The following is a 16,709-nucleotide window of genomic DNA, read 5'->3' as shown; positions in this document are numbered from 1 at the left end:
CGGTGCGCGCCGCGATCGAGGTCGCCGACGTCTTCCGCGCTGCTGGGCCGGCCTACCGGGCGGCCCAGGCCGGCCACCTGAGCCTGCGGCAGCTCAAGGTCATGGCGGCGATCGAGCACTGCCGCACCGCCGCGCTCGGCGGCCACGTCGAGGGCTGCGGCGACTGCGGCCACCGGCGGATCGCCTACAACTCCTGCCGCAACCGGCACTGCCCCAAATGCCAAGGGGCGGCGGCCCGCACATGGCTGGCCGAGCGCGAGGCCGACCTGCTGCCGGTGGGCTACTTCCACGTCGTGTTCACCCTGCCGACGCAGGTCGCCGACATCGCCCTCCAGAACAAGGCCGCCGTCTACGACCTGCTGTTCCGCGCGGCGTCGGAGACGATGCTGACCATCGCTGCCGATCCCAGGCACCTCGGCGCCCGCATCGGCCTGACCGCCGTGCTGCACACCTGGGGCTCGGCGCTGACGCATCATCCCCACGTCCACATGATCGTGCCCGGCGGCGGCCTCTCGCCTGATGGTGCACGGTGGGTGTCGTCGCGGCCGGCCTTCCTCCTGCCGGTGCGGGTGCTGGGCAAGCTGTTCCGCCGCCTGTTCCTGGTCGGGCTGAGCGCGCTGCACGCGGCCGGACGGCTCGTCTTCTTTGGCGGCCTAGCGCCCCTGGCCGAGCGCCGCGCCTTCCTGCGCCATCTGTCCCCGGCCCGGACGAAGCGCTGGGTCGTCTACGCCAAAGCCCCGTTCGCCGGTCCCGCGGCGGTGCTGGCCTACCTGTCGCGCTACACCCACCGTGTGGCGATCTCGAACAGCCGGCTGATGAGCTTCGATGAGGCCGGCGTCACCTTCCGCATCAAGGACTACCGTCGCGACGGGCCTGAGCGCTACGGCACCCTGACGCTGGGCCCGCACGAGTTTATCCGGCGCTTCCTGCTGCACGTCCTACCCAAGGGCTTCCACCGCATCCGCCACTACGGTCTGCTCGCCAGCGCCGGCCGCCGGGCCAACCTCACCCGTATCCGAGCGCTGCTCGCCGTCCCGCCGCCGGTCATCCCGCCCGAGCCCACGGCGCCGCCCGACTGGCGCTCACCCTGCCGGTGCTGCGGCGGCCGCATGACGGTCGTCGAGACCTTCGGCCGCTTCCTGCAACCGCGCGGTCCGCCGACCGCGTCCGCCCTGACCGGGATGAGAGCACCGTGACCCGGCACGTCGTCAGCCACCATCATGCCGCCGGCCTTCGAGCCGCGGCCGGAGGAGCGTTGCGCCCCGACCGCCTCGACCCGCACTTCCGGCCGCCCGATCCAGACCGAGACCCGCCGGCCATCGCTCCGACCACCCCGTGCTGGCCGTCGGCCTGTCCCGGCGGATCACCCCGCCATCTCCGCCGAGCCCCTCGCCGGCCATCGCGCTCGCCCGCGCCATCAGGCCGGATCGCTCAATCCCCATAGCCGACTGCCTCGGTCCCCGCGGGTTCGTTCCTCGGAGACTTTCGTACGCCTGCCGGCGCCCGAAACTCTTCACGAAAGCTGCCGGTCCGCTTCGGAGAGGGGCCGCCGCAAAACCGGACGGCCTCCTATCGACCCAACTCAGCCACTCGGCGGCTCTCGCCCGTTTCTCGAAAGCGGACGCTAGCCCTACAGAGCGGTATCGGAAATTGCCGTGGTTCGCGCTATACGGGGCGCACCGCCCATAGGACTATCAATCACGAAGGTGATGTGATGCGAAGAAGATAGCCGATCTCGAAGCGGAGATGATCAAAGTTCAGTTCAGGCTGACGGTTCATTCCCAGCCGGATCAAAACCCATATGCTGCTATTTCGCCGTCCTGCCTTGCAAGACGATCGAATATATTTCATCCGACTCAACTGCACGCGCCATCTAACTGTTATGTAAAGCGAATTAGTTATGTCAAACGGCCCAACTCTGGCAGTATTAACTATCATCAATTTAGTTATGCAGTATGCAGTAATTTTCAAATTAAATGGGTCTGGCGATACCCTGAATGCGCTCACTTTCGTATTAACAATAGTTCCAGCTTTGATGTTTTCAGCGGCATTTGTTTGGCCTTTATTGGCGCTTACCTATAACTGCGCCATCAAACGCCCGTTGATAAATTACATTTTGCTGATCACTTTCGTGGGAATGGTGGCACTTTTGTACTGTTATTGCAACATTAAAAAAATTGAATATCCAGTTATCGCAAGTGCATCAGTTGCTTTGGCTACGTTTGCCCTCAATATATTAATCGCGGTCACATCCAAAAAAGATTATGAAGGTAGTTCAACCCTATAATTCTGCGGCCGGTTGCAATGACTTGTTGCCCCACTGCCAACACGGCTCCGACGGAAAAATGCATACTGCCCAAGGCCCGTTGTGCCTCTGAAAGAGCGTAGCCTGTCATAAGCTGGTCGATGACGTCGTCAACGCTGAAGGTCTGTTGCTTACGGCACGATCCGAGAACGGTCTCGCGGGAGCGGAACTGCTCCGTCCGGATTGAAGCCTATGTCGCTTCGAAGCCGACTGGCGGGAAACCACCCTGAGCAGCCCTCCCGCTATCGACCCAACCCAGCCGTTCAGAGGCGCTCGTCGATGGGACTGGAACTGGCCGAAGAACGAACCCGCTGCGCGGGAGGGTGCGTGTGGTGAGGGCGCGGTAGGGTCGGGACCGTCGCGCATCGTTTGAGGCCCGTCGGAGGCGGGTCGAGCATCGAGGCTCCTTCATCCGAGGAGCCCCACGATGCACGATCTTCTCCCCGCCAGCGCGGTCAGCCCCCTGCGCCAGCGCCTGATCGACGACATGAGCCTGCGCCGGTTCTCGCACGAGACCCAGCGCAACTACATCCGCGACGTCGGCCGCCTCGCCACCTTCCTCGGGCGCCGGCCCGACACGGCCACCGCGCAGGACCTGCGCCGCTTCCAGGTCGAGCAGCGCGAGGCCGGCGTGCCGGTGCCGACCCTCAACGCCATCGTCTCGGCATTGCGCTTCTTCTTCACCCACACCCTCGACCGGCCCGACCTCGCGCGCCAGCTCGTCCGGCTCGCCTATCCGCGCACGCTGCCGGTGGTGCTCAGCCGCGACGAGGTCACCCGGCTGCTCGACGCCACCACCTGCCTCAAGCATCAGGCTGCTCTGTCGGTGGCCTATGGCGCCGGCCTGCGCGTGGCCGAGGTCGCAGCGCTCAAAGTCATCGACATCGACAGCGCGCGCATGCTCATCCGGGTCGAGCGCGGCAAGGGCGGACGATACCGCAACGCGCTGCTCCCGGCGGACCTGCTCACCCTGCTGCGCCAGTGGTGGAAGGTCGGACGCCAGCAGGGCGTCATGCAGCGTGACGGCTGGCTGTTCCCGGGCCAGCATCCGATGAAGCCGATCAGCACCCGCCACCTCCACCGCATCGTGGTCGAGGCGGCCCGGGCGGCCGATATCGCCAAGCGGGTCGGCCCGCACACCCTGCGCCACAGCTTCGCCACCCACCTCTTGGAGGACGGCATCGACATCCGGGTGATCCAGGTCTTGCTCGGGCACGCCAAGCTGGAGAACACGGCGTTCTACACCAAGGTCGCCACCCGCACGGTACGCACCGTGACCAGTCCGCTGGACAAGCTGGGTCTGTTCAAGACGGGAGAGATCGCGCCCGGCTGAGACGGTGCGCGCCGCGATCGAGGTCGCCGACGTCTTCCGCGCTGCTGGGCCGGCCTACCGGGCGGCCCAGGCCGGCCACCTGAGCCTGCGGCAGCTCAAGGTCATGGCGGCGATCGAGCACTGCCGCACCGCCGCGCTCGGCGGCCACGTCGAGGGCTGCGGCGACTGCGGCCACCGGCGGATCGCCTACAACTCCTGCCGCAACCGGCACTGCCCCAAATGCCAAGGGGCGGCGGCCCGCACATGGCTGGCCGAGCGCGAGGCCGACCTGCTGCCGGTGGGCTACTTCCACGTCGTGTTCACCCTGCCGACGCAGGTCGCCGACATCGCCCTCCAGAACAAGGCCGCCGTCTACGACCTGCTGTTCCGCGCGGCGTCGGAGACGATGCTGACCATCGCTGCCGATCCCAGGCACCTCGGCGCCCGCATCGGCCTGACCGCCGTGCTGCACACCTGGGGCTCGGCGCTGACGCATCATCCCCACGTCCACATGATCGTGCCCGGCGGCGGCCTCTCGCCTGATGGTGCACGGTGGGTGTCGTCGCGGCCGGCCTTCCTCCTGCCGGTGCGGGTGCTGGGCAAGCTGTTCCGCCGCCTGTTCCTGGTCGGGCTGAGCGCGCTGCACGCGGCCGGACGGCTCGTCTTCTTTGGCGGCCTAGCGCCCCTGGCCGAGCGCCGCGCCTTCCTGCGCCATCTGTCCCCGGCCCGGACGAAGCGCTGGGTCGTCTACGCCAAAGCCCCGTTCGCCGGTCCCGCGGCGGTGCTGGCCTACCTGTCGCGCTACACCCACCGTGTGGCGATCTCGAACAGCCGGCTGATGAGCTTCGATGAGGCCGGCGTCACCTTCCGCATCAAGGACTACCGTCGCGACGGGCCTGAGCGCTACGGCACCCTGACGCTGGGCCCGCACGAGTTTATCCGGCGCTTCCTGCTGCACGTCCTACCCAAGGGCTTCCACCGCATCCGCCACTACGGTCTGCTCGCCAGCGCCGGCCGCCGGGCCAACCTCACCCGTATCCGAGCGCTGCTCGCCGTCCCGCCGCCGGTCATCCCGCCCGAGCCCACGGCGCCGCCCGACTGGCGCTCACCCTGCCGGTGCTGCGGCGGCCGCATGACGGTCGTCGAGACCTTCGGCCGCTTCCTGCAACCGCGCGGTCCGCCGACCGCGTCCGCCCTGACCGGGATGAGAGCACCGTGACCCGGCACGTCGTCAGCCACCATCATGCCGCCGGCCTTCGAGCCGCGGCCGGAGGAGCGTTGCGCCCCGACCGCCTCGACCCGCACTTCCGGCCGCCCGATCCAGACCGAGACCCGCCGGCCATCGCTCCGACCACCCCGTGCTGGCCGTCGGCCTGTCCCGGCGGATCACCCCGCCATCTCCGCCGAGCCCCTCGCCGGCCATCGCGCTCGCCCGCGCCATCAGGCCGGATCGCTCAATCCCCATAGCCGACTGCCTCGGTCCCCGCGGGTTCGTTCCTCGGAGACTTTCGTACGCCTGCCGGCGCCCGAAACTCTTCACGATAGCTGCCAGTCCGCTTCGGAGAAAGTCGTTCGGAAAAGCGGCCATCCTGCTTACGACCCAATCCGGTCGGCGAATGCCTCGGAGAGACTGCTTCGAAGCGGACGTCCGAACGTGAACGAGCCACGTGTCCGCCTGTCGAACAGGAATGTGGCGTGGCATGTCACATCTTTGCGGGCCAGCTCGTCGTAGCTTCGAACGTCGATCTCCGGCGTTCCGAGCACTGGGATCCGTCATGAGTCAGAACAAGCGGCTAGTCTGGACTGAGGTGGCGCCGCAGGGCGCAAGGGCGCTCTTCGGCATCCACCACTACATCACCACGGGCACCGACCTACCCCACGAACTGATCCACCTCGTCTTCTTGCGCGTGTCGCAGATCAATGGCTGCGCGCATTGCATCGACCTACATTCCCGTGATCTCCTCAAGACGATGCCGTTCGAGAAGGTCGCCCTGGTTCCAGTCTGGGCCGAGGTGCCCCACCTGTTCTCCGACCAATACCGAGCTGCGCTCGCGTGGGCGGAGGAAGTCACACTGGTTAGCGAGACGCACGCTTCCGACGAAGCCTATGCGGCCGCGAGCGCGGCTTTCACGGCAAAGGATCTCGTGGATCTCACGATCGCCATCGCGGCGATGAACGCATTCAATCGGCTCGGAGCGCCCTTCCGGCTTCCAGTCGTCGCGAAAGCCTGAGCCCCTTCCGAGCACGACCATGGCTGGGGCGACGGCAGCTTCCCGGGCTGCCAATCGATGAGCAGACCGGAAGCTTTCCACCCAATGCGGTCGCCAATTGTCCATTGAAGAGACCTCGAAAGCGGACATCCGCGGTCCCCTAGTTGCGGCGCAGCTAGACCAGTGCATAACCCGTATCCGCACGCTCGATCCTTCCACTTGTGGCGAGGTGCATCCCGGTCACCCTCAAGCCGTCGACTGCCGCACGGTCGAGGATGCGCCGTCGCGTCGTGATCGCTTCCGCTGGATCGGTGTCCCAGATCACCGTCCAATCCGGATGCGGCATCTGTAGGATCCGCGAGTGGACGATGTCGCCCCAGATCAGCAGGCCGTCGGAGCCGTCCGCGATCAAGACGCCCATATGTCCCGGTGTATGGCCGGGCAGCGGCAGCGCATGGATACCCGGTGCTAGCTCCGCCTCGCCGGAGACACGCCGGATCCTGTCAGGATAGGCCGCCAGCACCGCCTGTGCGGTCTCGAACATCGGGCTCAATGGAGCCGGAGCGGAGGCTCTGGCAGCCGCATCCGACCAGTAGGCCACCTCACGCTCCTGCAGCACGAGTTCCGCGTTTGCGAACCGCGCGAGGCGGTCCGGCGTCAAGAGACCACCGGCATGGTCGGCGTGCAGATGGCTGAGCCAGATGGTCTCGATCTGCTCCGGCCGCACGCCCTCCGCCGCCAGTGCCGCGGTTACCCTGTCGAAGCCCGACCCGAGGACGGTGCCGCAGCCCGCATCGAGCAGCCAGTGCCGTTCCCCGCGTCGGATCAGGAACGCGTTGACCGGCTCCGGCGACGGGCCCTTCGCAGGAAGACCGGCCCCCTCCAGCAAGGCTTGTCCGGCCTGGCTTTCGGCGGCCGGGATCATGCTCGGCTCCAGCGGAAAGAGGCCGTCGCGCAACGGCGTCACCGTGAACGCGCCGACCCGGTACGGGCCATTCACGGGCGCGGCCATTGCAGGGAGGTGAAATCCGAGCGGGAGCAGGGCGGACGCAGCCAGGAGGTTACGGCGAGACAGGTGAAGCGACATGGTCGGCTCCGTGGAGAGGGGACAGCACCATCCTCCGGATCGTGGCGGGATCAGACCAGGGAAGTCCTCCCGCTGAAGCCCGGGCATTCTTCCCGTCCGAGTGAGCCATGGCTTGCGCACCCTCACGGTCCCGGTGCCAAATCAGAGCCTCGCTTCGAGCCCGGCTGCTTGATCCATGAGCCTGCCCACACATCTCGGTCTGCGCCTTCTTGTTGTGGCCGCGCTCTGCCTAGTGGGGGCGATCGCATGGGCCGCCTGGGACGCTCACGCGAGCCTCCGCTGGGAGGCTGCAATGTCGGCAGATCGGATCGCCGCGCAGCTCGCGCGTCAGCCGGGGCTCGGAAGCGCCGGACCAGCTGCAATGCCCGCCAGCGCACCGCAGGCCGCGCCGGCCATCGTCACGCTCCTGCCGGGCATCTGCGCCGACATTCATCTCGGCGTGGAATTGCCCCGCCGCTTTTGCGGTGACTGGGACGGCCTCGATGCCGCCCCTGCGTGGTTCCGCGAAGCCCTCGTCCGGGAGGCCGCTGCCGCGCCGACGATCCGGGCGATCGTGTATCGTGAACGCACCATCGGCAGTGTCACGGCATGGCCCGATCCGATGGCATCGGCGGCTCGTCTCTGGCGGCGCACGCGCCTCGCAGGCGGACTAGCCCTTGGTTTGGCGGCGGCGACGCTCCTTCTAAACTGGCTCACCGTGACGCGCCTCGTCGCACCGGTTAGGCGGATCGTGCACGGGCTGGAAAACCTCGATATGGCCGGCATCCGCCCGCCGCTGCCAAGCTTTGCCGCCACCGAGTTCGACCGGATTGCCCGGGCCTGCAACGCCCTCGCCGACCGGCTTGCCCACATTGAGGCCGAGCGCGCGGGCCTGATGCAGCGGCTCGTCACGGTTCAAGAAGAAGAGCGGCAGGCCCTCGCGCGCGACCTACACGATGCCTTCGGCCAGTGCCTGGCCGCTGCGGGGGCACGTGCCGCAGCGATCGAACTGGCTGCGCCCCCGGAGCGCGACGATCTTCGCGAGGACGCCCAGGGTATCGAAGCCATCATCGCCACCATGCGGGAGAGCCTGCGTGGAGCCCTGGCCCGCCTCGAACTGCCCGATCTCGCCGAAGCCGGATTGGAGGAGGCTCTGCGTGGCCTCGTGGCAGATTGGCGAGGACAACTCAGGTCCGGGCCGGCCCTGCATCTCGATGTCAGGGGTGATCTCTCCGACATATCCGAGAACGTGGCGGCGAGCCTCTATCGGATCGCGCAGGAACTGCTGACGAACGCCTTGCGACATGGCCAACCGAGCCGGATCTTCCTGCGGCTCGGCCGGTCGGAGGCCGGACCACGAACGGTGACGCTGACGCTCGACGATGACGGTGGGGGCGATGTGTCCCGAACAGCTTCTCACACGGGCCGTGGGCTCGTCGGCATCCGAGCGCGGCTCGCCGCCATGGGCGGAAGCTTTTCGCTCACCGGCACCGGTTCAGGCATCCATGCCTGTGCATCCGTGCCGACGGCCGGCTGAGATCGCCTCATGGCCACAACCATCCTGCTCGTCGATGACCATCCAGTCGTGCGCGAGGGCTATCGCCGCCTGATCGAGCGACAGCCGGGCTTGGTCGTGGTCGCTGAAGCCGAGAACGCGGCAATGGCCTATTCCCACTACAAGGCTCACGCGCCCGATCTCGTGATCCTCGACCTGTCGCTGCCGGGCCCAAGCGGTATCGAGGCTATCCGTCATATCCGCCAATGGGATGGGTCAGCTCGCATCGTCGTGTTCAGCATGCGCACCGGGGCGATGATCGCGCGCCAAGCCTTCGCCGCCGGGGCGAGCGGGTATGTCAGCAAGGCGAGCCCACCCCGTGAGCTGCTGTCGGCGGTGGCGACCGTGCTCCGCGGTGAGCGGGCGATGAGCGCCGACATCGCGCGCGCTATCGCTCAGGATGAGGTAGCTGGGGGGCGCACGGCGCTAGACGACCTCAGCCCGCGGGAGCTTGAAATCCTAGGTCTGACCGCCGGCGGGATGACCGCGCAGGCCGTCGCCGAGGCGCTGTGCCTGAGCCTCAAGACGGTGCACAACAACCTTTCGGTAATCCGCGCCACGCTCGGGGCGCGCACCGATGCGCATCTCGTTTGGATCGCGATCGGAGCTGGGCTTGTATCGCCCTCGGAGGAACTGGCGCTGAAGGAGCCCTAGCACTTCGTCTGCTTTGACGACCTTTCGACCAGAAGCGGACCGGCGGAAATCCACCCCAAACGGCCCTTCTGGTGGCGACCCAACTCGGCCATGCGGGCGAACATCAGCGCTCACCAGAAGCGGTCATTCGTCGGCCGGCCAGTAAATCCGGATTGGACCAGTTAGCGCCATTATCCTCGACGTGCGGTGCCTAGCGCGCATAGTTTCCGCATGAGCCAGACACCCCACATCGGACCTGATCTCGACCCATCGTCTCCTGACGAGGAACGTCGAGGCTACATCCCCGCCGTCGCCGGCGCTTACCCGGTGCGCGCAGGCAACTTGGTGCGACCCCTCGTGGATGGTGAGCCGGCCTTTCGGCGCATCGCAGAGGCTATCGAGGCGGCAAGGCACAGTATTTGGCTGACGGTCACGTTCTACGCGCACGACTTCCAATTCGCGGATGGACGCAGCCTCTTCGACATGCTGGATGACGCCGTGGCGCGTGGGCTCGACGTGCGCGTGCTTTTTTGGCGGCCGAATCCAGAGAGCAGCCGTTACGGACGCGCCTTCCCAGGTACAGATGACGACCGCGAACTGCTCCGTGCCCGGGGGGCTCGATTCGCCATTCGTTGGGATCGAGCGGGGACAGCGTACTGCCAGCACCAAAAGTCTTGGCTGCTCGATGCCGGTCATCCTACCGAGACCGTGTTCGTCGGCGGTGTGAACCTGACCGCAAAAGCGCTTGGCTCACCCGGCCATCGGGACGGCGGACAGCACGACATTTATGTCGAGGTCACCGGCCCCTCCGCGACAGACGTGCACCACAACTTCGTCCAGCGCTGGAATGAGGCAAGCGAGAGAAACTGCTCAGACGGCACTTGGGGGGCGGCCGGCGTCTTGTCGCTCCCCTTCCCGGTCCGCTTCTCAGCGCCTAGAGGCATGAGCGTCGTGCAGATACAGCGCATGGTGCCACCGGGCCGCTATGGTGACGGTACCGCCACGCCGGGCGGGCAGCCCTACGCGATCCAAGCGGGGGAACGATCGATCCTGGAGCAATACGAGCGGGCGATCGATGCCGCGCGATCGACCATCTACATCGAGAACCAAGCGCTGCCGGTGCCCGCGCTCGCTTGGAGGTTGGGGGCGGCGCTACAGCGTGGGGTGCAAGTCGTGTTGCTCGTTCCCTCGGAACCGGAGGGGTGGGTCCGTGCGGCTCGTCGCGACCCTACTCGCGCGGGACTGTTTGAGGCCATTGAGTCGCTCGATCAGCATGAGAACTTCGTGCTCGCGGGCCTCCGAGTAGCAGATGGCAAGGGATCACACGCCGTCTACGTCCACGCCAAGATCATGCTGGTTGACGATGCCTGGGCAACGATCGGCTCGTGCAACCTGCACGCAAACTCACTTGGGGGGCACGTGGAACTGAACGCCTCCATATGGGACGGGACGGTGGTGCGAGCGCTGCGCTGCGAGCTGCTCGCGGAGCATCTAGGGCAGGACACGTCCGCCCTAGATGATTGCGCCGCAATGCGGCTCTACGGTGAGGTGGCCCATGCTAACCGTCGCGGGGCAGCGCTTGGCGTGGGGTCGCCTGGGATCGCCATCGCGTTGAACGCGGCGGACTACGGTCGGTAAACGCCTGCTCGTGAGGCGTCGGAGGATGGGAGCGACGTCGTATGAGCCTGCGATGGCTCGGGGTGAGCGAGATGGCCGTGTCTACTTCAGAAGGTTCAGGCCCGGAAGCAGGCGGCTGAATTCCACCCCAAGCAGCCATTCGGCTTGCGACCCAACCCGGTCATCTATTGTGCGACGGGCTTCGGTCAGGAGCGGACATGCCGAGGCATATCAGGGAAGCGAGCAGTCGATAGGACTGTCTGTATGGCGGGCGCTCACAAAGAGGGATCGGTTCAAGAGCGAAACTTCCTCCTCAAGAAGGATGGCCCGCGGATACGTAATGTATCCCTGCATCATCAAGGCTTCGGAACGGCATTGAGATGTCTGGCATGCTGGCGAATGATCGGGATGGACCAAACCGAGCGTATGCAGCAGTTCATGACCCATTCCTCCGATCCATCGACAGCGCCCCGCAATCTCCGCGCCGTTTGCCCGATCACAGGCTGGCACAATCTTTTCTCCGCTCAGGCCACGGAGATCGTTTGCTGAAACCACAGCGACGCCATTGCCACCAGCGCCGGACTGTCCGCAGGCGTGGTCGGCATCCACGTAGACCATGAAGCGCGCCTGTGGATCGTTCAATTTGGCAGCCCCCAGTCGCGTGAGTTCATCTAACGTGTTGCGGTAGAAAGCACTGTAACCATTGTATCGCTCGACCGAGCTGAACCATTTTGCGGGCTTGTCAGAATGAATGACCCGGACAACGGGATAGCGCAGTCGAAATGTATTGCCGCCCAGTTTTTGCCCAAGCCACGACTGGAAGTGTTTAGCTGCAAATGTAATTTTTGCAGGGTACGTATCTGACGCCGAGCGATCACTGGGCACGAGGTAGATAAACACAACGTCCCGAGACGAGCCGTTGTTCGCTTCTGAGGCTACCGCGCCTGTTGCGCAGCAGACTATAAGCGACATCATAATAATTGCAGTGGCAGCGCGGTTCAGCGGCATGCCCGGTATGATGGCATTTCCTCCTTTAAGAGCGGTGTCTACGAAGCCTAAACGACGCGCCTTCGTCCGTTTTGCCTTGGGTCGGCCATCATCGCGGACTGTTCGAAGGCTACCCCTAGCGGGCCTTCCAGAAGCGACTTAACCCAGTCATTTCGACACTCGCCACCGCACCTCGTAAGCAGCCATTCGTCAGCCGTCTGGAAATTCCAGTTGGAGTTGATAAGCTATCCCCACGGCAGCTTCGCCAAAGAAGAGTGGTAAACTTAGTTCATGCTTGTTCACTTGAAAGACCATGTTGTGGACTGGATCGGCGTCGGACAGAGACGCAAGATTGCCACGATATTTTGGGCAATCAATTTACTACTTGCACCATTTTGGATCACACTCGGTTTATATTTTTCAATTCGACATGGCGTTATGGGATAAGATCAGCTTACTTTGTGGACACCAGTGTTTTTAGGAATGGTGGGGTGCTTCTTTCTGCCAACCAAGCGCTTATCTACAGGGGCGATGATTGCAATAGCCTATGTACCCGTCACCGCGGTCTTACTAGTGGGCTTCAGTATCACTGTAGGCTGCCTGATGATCGGAATCTGTCTGTAGCAAGGGTTCAATGCCATAGGAGAGTTGAGAGCGGGCGCAACGGTGGCGTCCTTTTCCGCAAGCCACGCTTAAGAGCGGACCAGCGGCAATCCAAGCCAAGTGGTTGATCCGCAATCGACCCAACGCAGCCGCCGGGGGCGCAGTTCGCGTTTCCTAGAAGCGGCCGTCAGTCATCGTCCGACAACTTGGGCTGGGGTGGTGCGTGCCCTTTGGTGGAGGCGGCTCGCAACCAGGGTATAATAGCTCTGGCCTCAGCCATAGCCTCCTCCACCGTCGCGAAGAGACCGGAAGGAGGATATCCTTCTCGCCAAACCGCAGGCGTGTCGTCCCAGGCTTCGAAGCTGTCTTCGGTATAGAAGAAGAAGCCAACCTCACGACGATGGACCGTCAAGCGGACTCTACCGTCCTCGCGTTCGATTTGGTGAGCGATAGTCGCAGACATGGCTTATTCCGGTGTCCTATCGTCGTCGTTCCCTCCTGGGGTACGACCCACGAAGAAGAGGACGATATCGAAACGGCGCTGGAACGGCCGTTCCGCCTTCGACCCAACCCAGCCGTTCAGATAGCCGCGGCGTCTTCACGCAAGCGGTCACCTATCGGCCGTCCGACGGCTTCAGCTAGGTGCATGAGGCGGCATTATAGCAGCTGCCACAGCGTCTCCCGGGTGGCTGGATCAAAGGTCCGGGCCTGGTGATCTATGACCCCCCATAGCCCCTGCCCAATGCGGTCCAACGGCATCGTTTGGAAGCCGTAGCGCCGGAACCACGGTCCATTCCAGACCGGCTCCCTGAACGTCGTCAGCGTCACTGCCCGTGCGTTCAGGCTCGCAGCATGCGAGCGGACCTCATTGAGCAGCGCCTTCCCGATTCCCCGTCCCGACGAGCCAGCTTCAACCGAGATGTTGTCGAGATAGAGCGGGCCATCGAGCGTTCGCATCGCGGCGAAGCCCACGATCTCTTTCCTCGCATCGTCAATGGCAGCCGCTACGCGACAAGCTTCGAACCGGCTTGGGGATAGTGGCAGTGCGTCTGCGATCTGAGAGAGCCCGGGAACTGCCCTGTAGCGTTCTCGCGCATGCGCTGAGATGAACCTCAGTCGTTCGAGATCATCGGCGTCTGCAATGCGGATATGGAAACCCACGGCCCACCCATTGGTCTGAACCGCCCCAGGCTACAGCCCGCTCCCGACCCACACCGGGCGACCGGAGCGACGCCAGGATTTATCAGAAGCAGTCAAACGACGTCCACAAGGTGCTTGGCAGGCATTCTGCTTGACGTTGGATGCGGTGGACGACAGGGTGTCAGGGCATGATCGGGAACTGGACCTTCTGCAACCGACGCCGACGCTGCTGCACTTTTGCGGCGGCTTCTCGGCTGCGTGCTGACCGGTTTCCTTCTGCGGAATGACGGCCTCCCCGTAGGCCTCTCCCGCCGGAACGATCCCGGCACACGTTCCCGAACCCCCGCTGCCCCCCCGGCTCCGGGGGTTTTCTTTTGGCCCAGACCCCTGCTCCCAACCCTTTGAAGGACACCACCATGAGTATCCGCGTCGGCATCGTCGGGATCAGTGGCTTCGGCGGCGGCGAGGCCATGCGCTTGATCGCGAGCCACCCGTCGTTCGAACTCGTCTACGCCGCTGGCGAGGCCAGCGCCGGCAGCCGTCTGATGGACCGGTTTTCCGGTGTGCCGGACAAGCTCGCTGATCTCGTGATTGCGAGATGGGATCCCGCGACGCTGCCGAAGCTCGACGTGCTGTTCGCCTCGCTTCCCACGGGTGCCTCGGCCGAGGCGCTGGCGCGCGTGCCGGAGGACGTGAAGGTCGTCGATATCGGTGGCGATCATCGCTTCGTCGGGGGTTGGGCGTACGGCCTCGCCGACGTCTGGCCGGACCAAATCAGGGATCAGCGCCGTATCGCCAACCCCGGCTGCTTTCCCGCCGCTACGCTGACCGCGCTCGCACCGCTGCTGGCCGAGGGGTTGATCGAACCCGGCAACATCGTGATCGATGCCAAGACCGGCATCTCTGGAGCCGGTCGCGGCGGCGACAGCAAGTTCGGCTATGCCGAGAGCAACGAGAACCTCGTGCCCTACGGTCTACTCCGGCACGTCCACATGCCCGAGATGGCCAAGGCAATCGAACGGCTGAGCGGCGGCAGCGCGGCCGGTCTCGTGTTCACCCCGCACTTGGTACCGATGACCCGCGGCGTCCTCGCCACCATCTACTGTCGCGGTCGCACCACCACGGACGCGTGCCTGGACGCGGCACGGCGTTTCTACGCTGGGCGGCCGTTCGTTCGCGTGACCGACAAGCCGCCGCAGGCCAAGTGGGCGACGGGTTCTAACTTTGCGTTCGTCAGCTACGCGGCCGACCCCGAGCGCGACCTCGTGATCGCGATGGGGGTCGTCGACAACCTCGGCAAGGGCGCGGCCGGTCAGGCGGTGCAGAACGCGAACCTCATCTGTGGTCTGGCAGAGACCACGGGGCTCGACGGCACACCGGTTTGGCCATGATGAAGGCAAGCCTGAGCGGTTTATCGATCCACTCGGCAAGCCTGTGATGTGAGGAAGGGTTAGGACGGCATGTCGGCTTCGGCCCGTGTGCTGCCCGGAAGCGGACGGGCCGTTTCCCACCCAACCTAGCCGTTCAGTCGCGCCAGCCAGCAAGGCCGGAAGTGGCCGTAAGCGGAATGACCGGTTCGGAGAAGGCCCGCCGGAACAGCGGACGGCCTCCTACCGACCCAACCCAGCCGTGTGGTCAGCCGCAGGCGCTTGCCGAAAGCTGCCGTCGGTTGGACGCAAGTCAAGCGACCTAGTCAGCCTGAGGCGTCGCTCTATCTGGATCGCGTCTAGAAATCGTTCGTCGTGACTGACGACGAGTAGGGCACCGTCATATGCGGTAAGCCCCGCCTCGACAGCCTCGATCGAGTCAATATCGAGATGATTCGTTGGCTCGTCTAGGATGAGCAGGGGCGGCGGAGCCCGACCGCCCAGAACACAGGCGAGGCCGGCACGGAGCATCTGCCCACCGCTCAAACTGTGCACGAACTGCAGAGAGGCATTCGCCCGGAACTGGAACCGGGCCAGCGCTGCCCGGCAGGCATTCTCACCTTCGGTTGGATTGAGCCGCTTGAAATTCTCTAGGATTGTCTCGCCTGGATCAAGCAGACTGACCCGTTGATCCAGCATCACGGACTTAACATAGAGCGCGACTTCACCGGACCAAGGTTTCAACAAACCTGTAAGAAGGCGCAAAAGCGTCGACTTGCCGGACCCATTCGGTCCAACAATTGCCACGCGCTCTGGACCGACGATCGCTAGAGACGTATCACGGAGTACGGGCGCGTCTGGGGCATATCCCGCGGTAACCTTTTTCAGCACGAGAACTCGCCGGTTGGCCGGCAGGCCCGTCGGCGCGAGCGTCACCCGAAGTTGCTGCAGGGCCTCAAGTTGTTCGCGCGCAACGGCGGCACTGGCGTTGGCTTCGGCCAGTCGATTCTCTGCCAGACGGGCTTGGACGCCACCGGTCGCCTCGCTGCGGTTTTTCTGCGCGCCGAGCAGGATGCGCGGCGCGTCGCCCTTGGTGGCGGCGCGAGCACCAACGCTGTCCTTACGAGCCTTGCGCTCGGCAGCAACCTGTGCTGCACGAGCGGCGGCGGCCACTTGCTTCTCGGCATCGGCGAGGTCGTGCTCAGCGGCCGCGAGCTTCAGATCCTTCTGCGCACGGTATGCACTCCAGCCGCCACCGTATCGGCTAGTGGCAAGCGCCGTGACCTCCACAATCGTGTCCATACTCTCGAGAAGAGCCCGATCATGGCTGACGACGAGCGCTCCACCGCGCCAATCGGCCAGCAGAGCGGCAACTGCGTCCCAACCCTTTCGATCGAGGTTGTTCGTAGGCTCATCGAGCAGCAGGAAGTCTGGTCGAGAAAATACCAAGGCGGCGAGCGCAGCACAGGTGCGTTGCCCGCCTGACAGGCTCGCGAGAGGCGTGTCGAGTGCAATCGCCAAGCCGAAGCGAGCGAGCGCCGCCTCAAGCCGTGCTTCCAGCGTCCAATCGGCATCGGCCAGATCCTCTGCGTCGGCCTCGCCGCGCTCGGCTCGACGCAGCACCGCAAGATCGCGCCGGACGCCAAATAGGTCGGCGACACATTCAGATGCGTCCACGTGGACAAGCTGGCGCATGACGCCCAAGCGGCCGTGCCGCGAGACCGACCCGGCACTCGGTCGGAGATCGCCCGCGATCAAGCGGAGCAGTGTCGACTTGCCAACGCCGTTACGTCCAACCAGGCCGGTCCGCTCGGGACCGAAGGCGAGATTGATGTCTGAAAAGAGCGGGCGGCCGTCTGGCGTCGACCAGGAAAGGCGCGAAAGCGTGATGAACGCGGACATGGATCTATTCCC

General features: G+C 64.8%; 13 protein-coding genes. 9 read left to right on the top strand and 4 right to left on the bottom strand.

What is annotated here, in order from left to right; all coding sequences use genetic code 11:
* The first annotated feature begins 2 nt into the window (after positions 1–2).
* From P9K36_RS03520 to P9K36_RS03500, 5 genes are all read left to right on the top strand, one after another.
* Positions 3–1,196: an IS91 family transposase gene (locus P9K36_RS03520; RefSeq protein ID WP_043388075.1), complete on the top strand. Its 1,194-nt coding sequence runs from the start codon at positions 3–5 to the stop codon at positions 1,194–1,196.
* 704 nt (positions 1,197–1,900) lie between these two features.
* The gene (locus tag P9K36_RS03515; protein WP_124263039.1) at positions 1,901–2,287 is read left to right on the top strand and encodes a hypothetical protein; all 387 of its coding nucleotides are present in this window, start codon (positions 1,901–1,903) and stop codon (positions 2,285–2,287) included.
* 445 nt (positions 2,288–2,732) lie between these two features.
* Entirely contained in the window at positions 2,733–3,638 is a 906-nt protein-coding gene (locus P9K36_RS03510) for a tyrosine-type recombinase/integrase (RefSeq protein WP_179696864.1), read from the top strand.
* Between the two features lie 4 nt (positions 3,639–3,642).
* Positions 3,643–4,836 carry an IS91 family transposase gene (locus P9K36_RS03505; protein WP_043388075.1) on the top strand — a complete coding sequence of 398 codons (1,194 nt, stop codon included), beginning with the start codon at positions 3,643–3,645 and terminating at the stop codon, positions 4,834–4,836.
* 556 nt (positions 4,837–5,392) lie between these two features.
* Complete coding sequence (locus P9K36_RS03500; protein ID WP_043755481.1) at positions 5,393–5,848, top strand: carboxymuconolactone decarboxylase family protein; 456 nt, start codon at positions 5,393–5,395, stop codon at positions 5,846–5,848.
* A gap of 154 nt (positions 5,849–6,002) precedes the next feature.
* Here the strand turns inward: P9K36_RS03500 and P9K36_RS03495 are convergent, their stop codons facing one another.
* Complete coding sequence (locus P9K36_RS03495) at positions 6,003–6,914, bottom strand: MBL fold metallo-hydrolase (RefSeq protein ID WP_043755530.1); 912 nt, start codon at positions 6,912–6,914, stop codon at positions 6,003–6,005.
* A gap of 175 nt (positions 6,915–7,089) precedes the next feature.
* On the opposite strand from P9K36_RS03495, the gene P9K36_RS03490 reads away from it, so the two are divergent.
* The 3 genes from P9K36_RS03490 (at position 7,090) to P9K36_RS03480 (ending at position 10,719) form a co-directional block, all read left to right on the top strand.
* Positions 7,090–8,430, top strand: coding sequence for a histidine kinase (locus P9K36_RS03490; protein ID WP_111474247.1), 1,341 nt, complete (start codon positions 7,090–7,092; stop codon positions 8,428–8,430).
* Between the two features lie 9 nt (positions 8,431–8,439).
* A complete protein-coding gene (locus P9K36_RS03485) occupies positions 8,440–9,102 on the top strand; it encodes a response regulator transcription factor (RefSeq protein WP_043755526.1) in 663 nt (220 codons plus the stop codon).
* 210 nt (positions 9,103–9,312) lie between these two features.
* Positions 9,313–10,719: a phosphatidylserine/phosphatidylglycerophosphate/cardiolipin synthase family protein gene (locus P9K36_RS03480; protein WP_100793898.1), complete on the top strand. Its 1,407-nt coding sequence runs from the start codon at positions 9,313–9,315 to the stop codon at positions 10,717–10,719.
* 210 nt (positions 10,720–10,929) lie between these two features.
* On the opposite strand, the gene P9K36_RS03475 is transcribed toward P9K36_RS03480, so the two are convergent.
* Together P9K36_RS03475 and P9K36_RS03470 are read right to left on the bottom strand one after the other, a co-directional pair.
* Positions 10,930–11,706, bottom strand: a complete 777-nt coding sequence (locus P9K36_RS03475) for a hypothetical protein (RefSeq protein WP_148311213.1) — start codon at positions 11,704–11,706, stop codon at positions 10,930–10,932.
* Between the two features lie 1,239 nt (positions 11,707–12,945).
* Entirely contained in the window at positions 12,946–13,260 is a 315-nt protein-coding gene (locus tag P9K36_RS03470; RefSeq protein WP_205782308.1) for a GNAT family N-acetyltransferase, read from the bottom strand.
* A 584-nt stretch (positions 13,261–13,844) separates the two neighbouring features.
* Between P9K36_RS03470 and argC the strand changes: the two genes are divergently transcribed.
* A complete protein-coding gene (argC, locus tag P9K36_RS03465; RefSeq protein WP_278306565.1) occupies positions 13,845–14,819 on the top strand; it encodes an N-acetyl-gamma-glutamyl-phosphate reductase in 975 nt (324 codons plus the stop codon).
* Between the two features lie 219 nt (positions 14,820–15,038).
* Here the strand turns inward: argC and P9K36_RS03460 are convergent, their stop codons facing one another.
* Positions 15,039–16,697, bottom strand: a complete 1,659-nt coding sequence (locus tag P9K36_RS03460; protein WP_100793897.1) for an ABC-F family ATP-binding cassette domain-containing protein — start codon at positions 16,695–16,697, stop codon at positions 15,039–15,041.
* Between the last annotated feature and the right edge of the window lie 12 nt (positions 16,698–16,709).

It is taken from the genome of Methylobacterium sp. 391_Methyba4, assembly GCF_029691625.1.
GTDB classification, from domain to species: domain Bacteria; phylum Pseudomonadota; class Alphaproteobacteria; order Rhizobiales; family Beijerinckiaceae; genus Methylobacterium; species Methylobacterium fujisawaense.
This window is presented reverse-complemented; position numbering and strand designations above follow the sequence as displayed.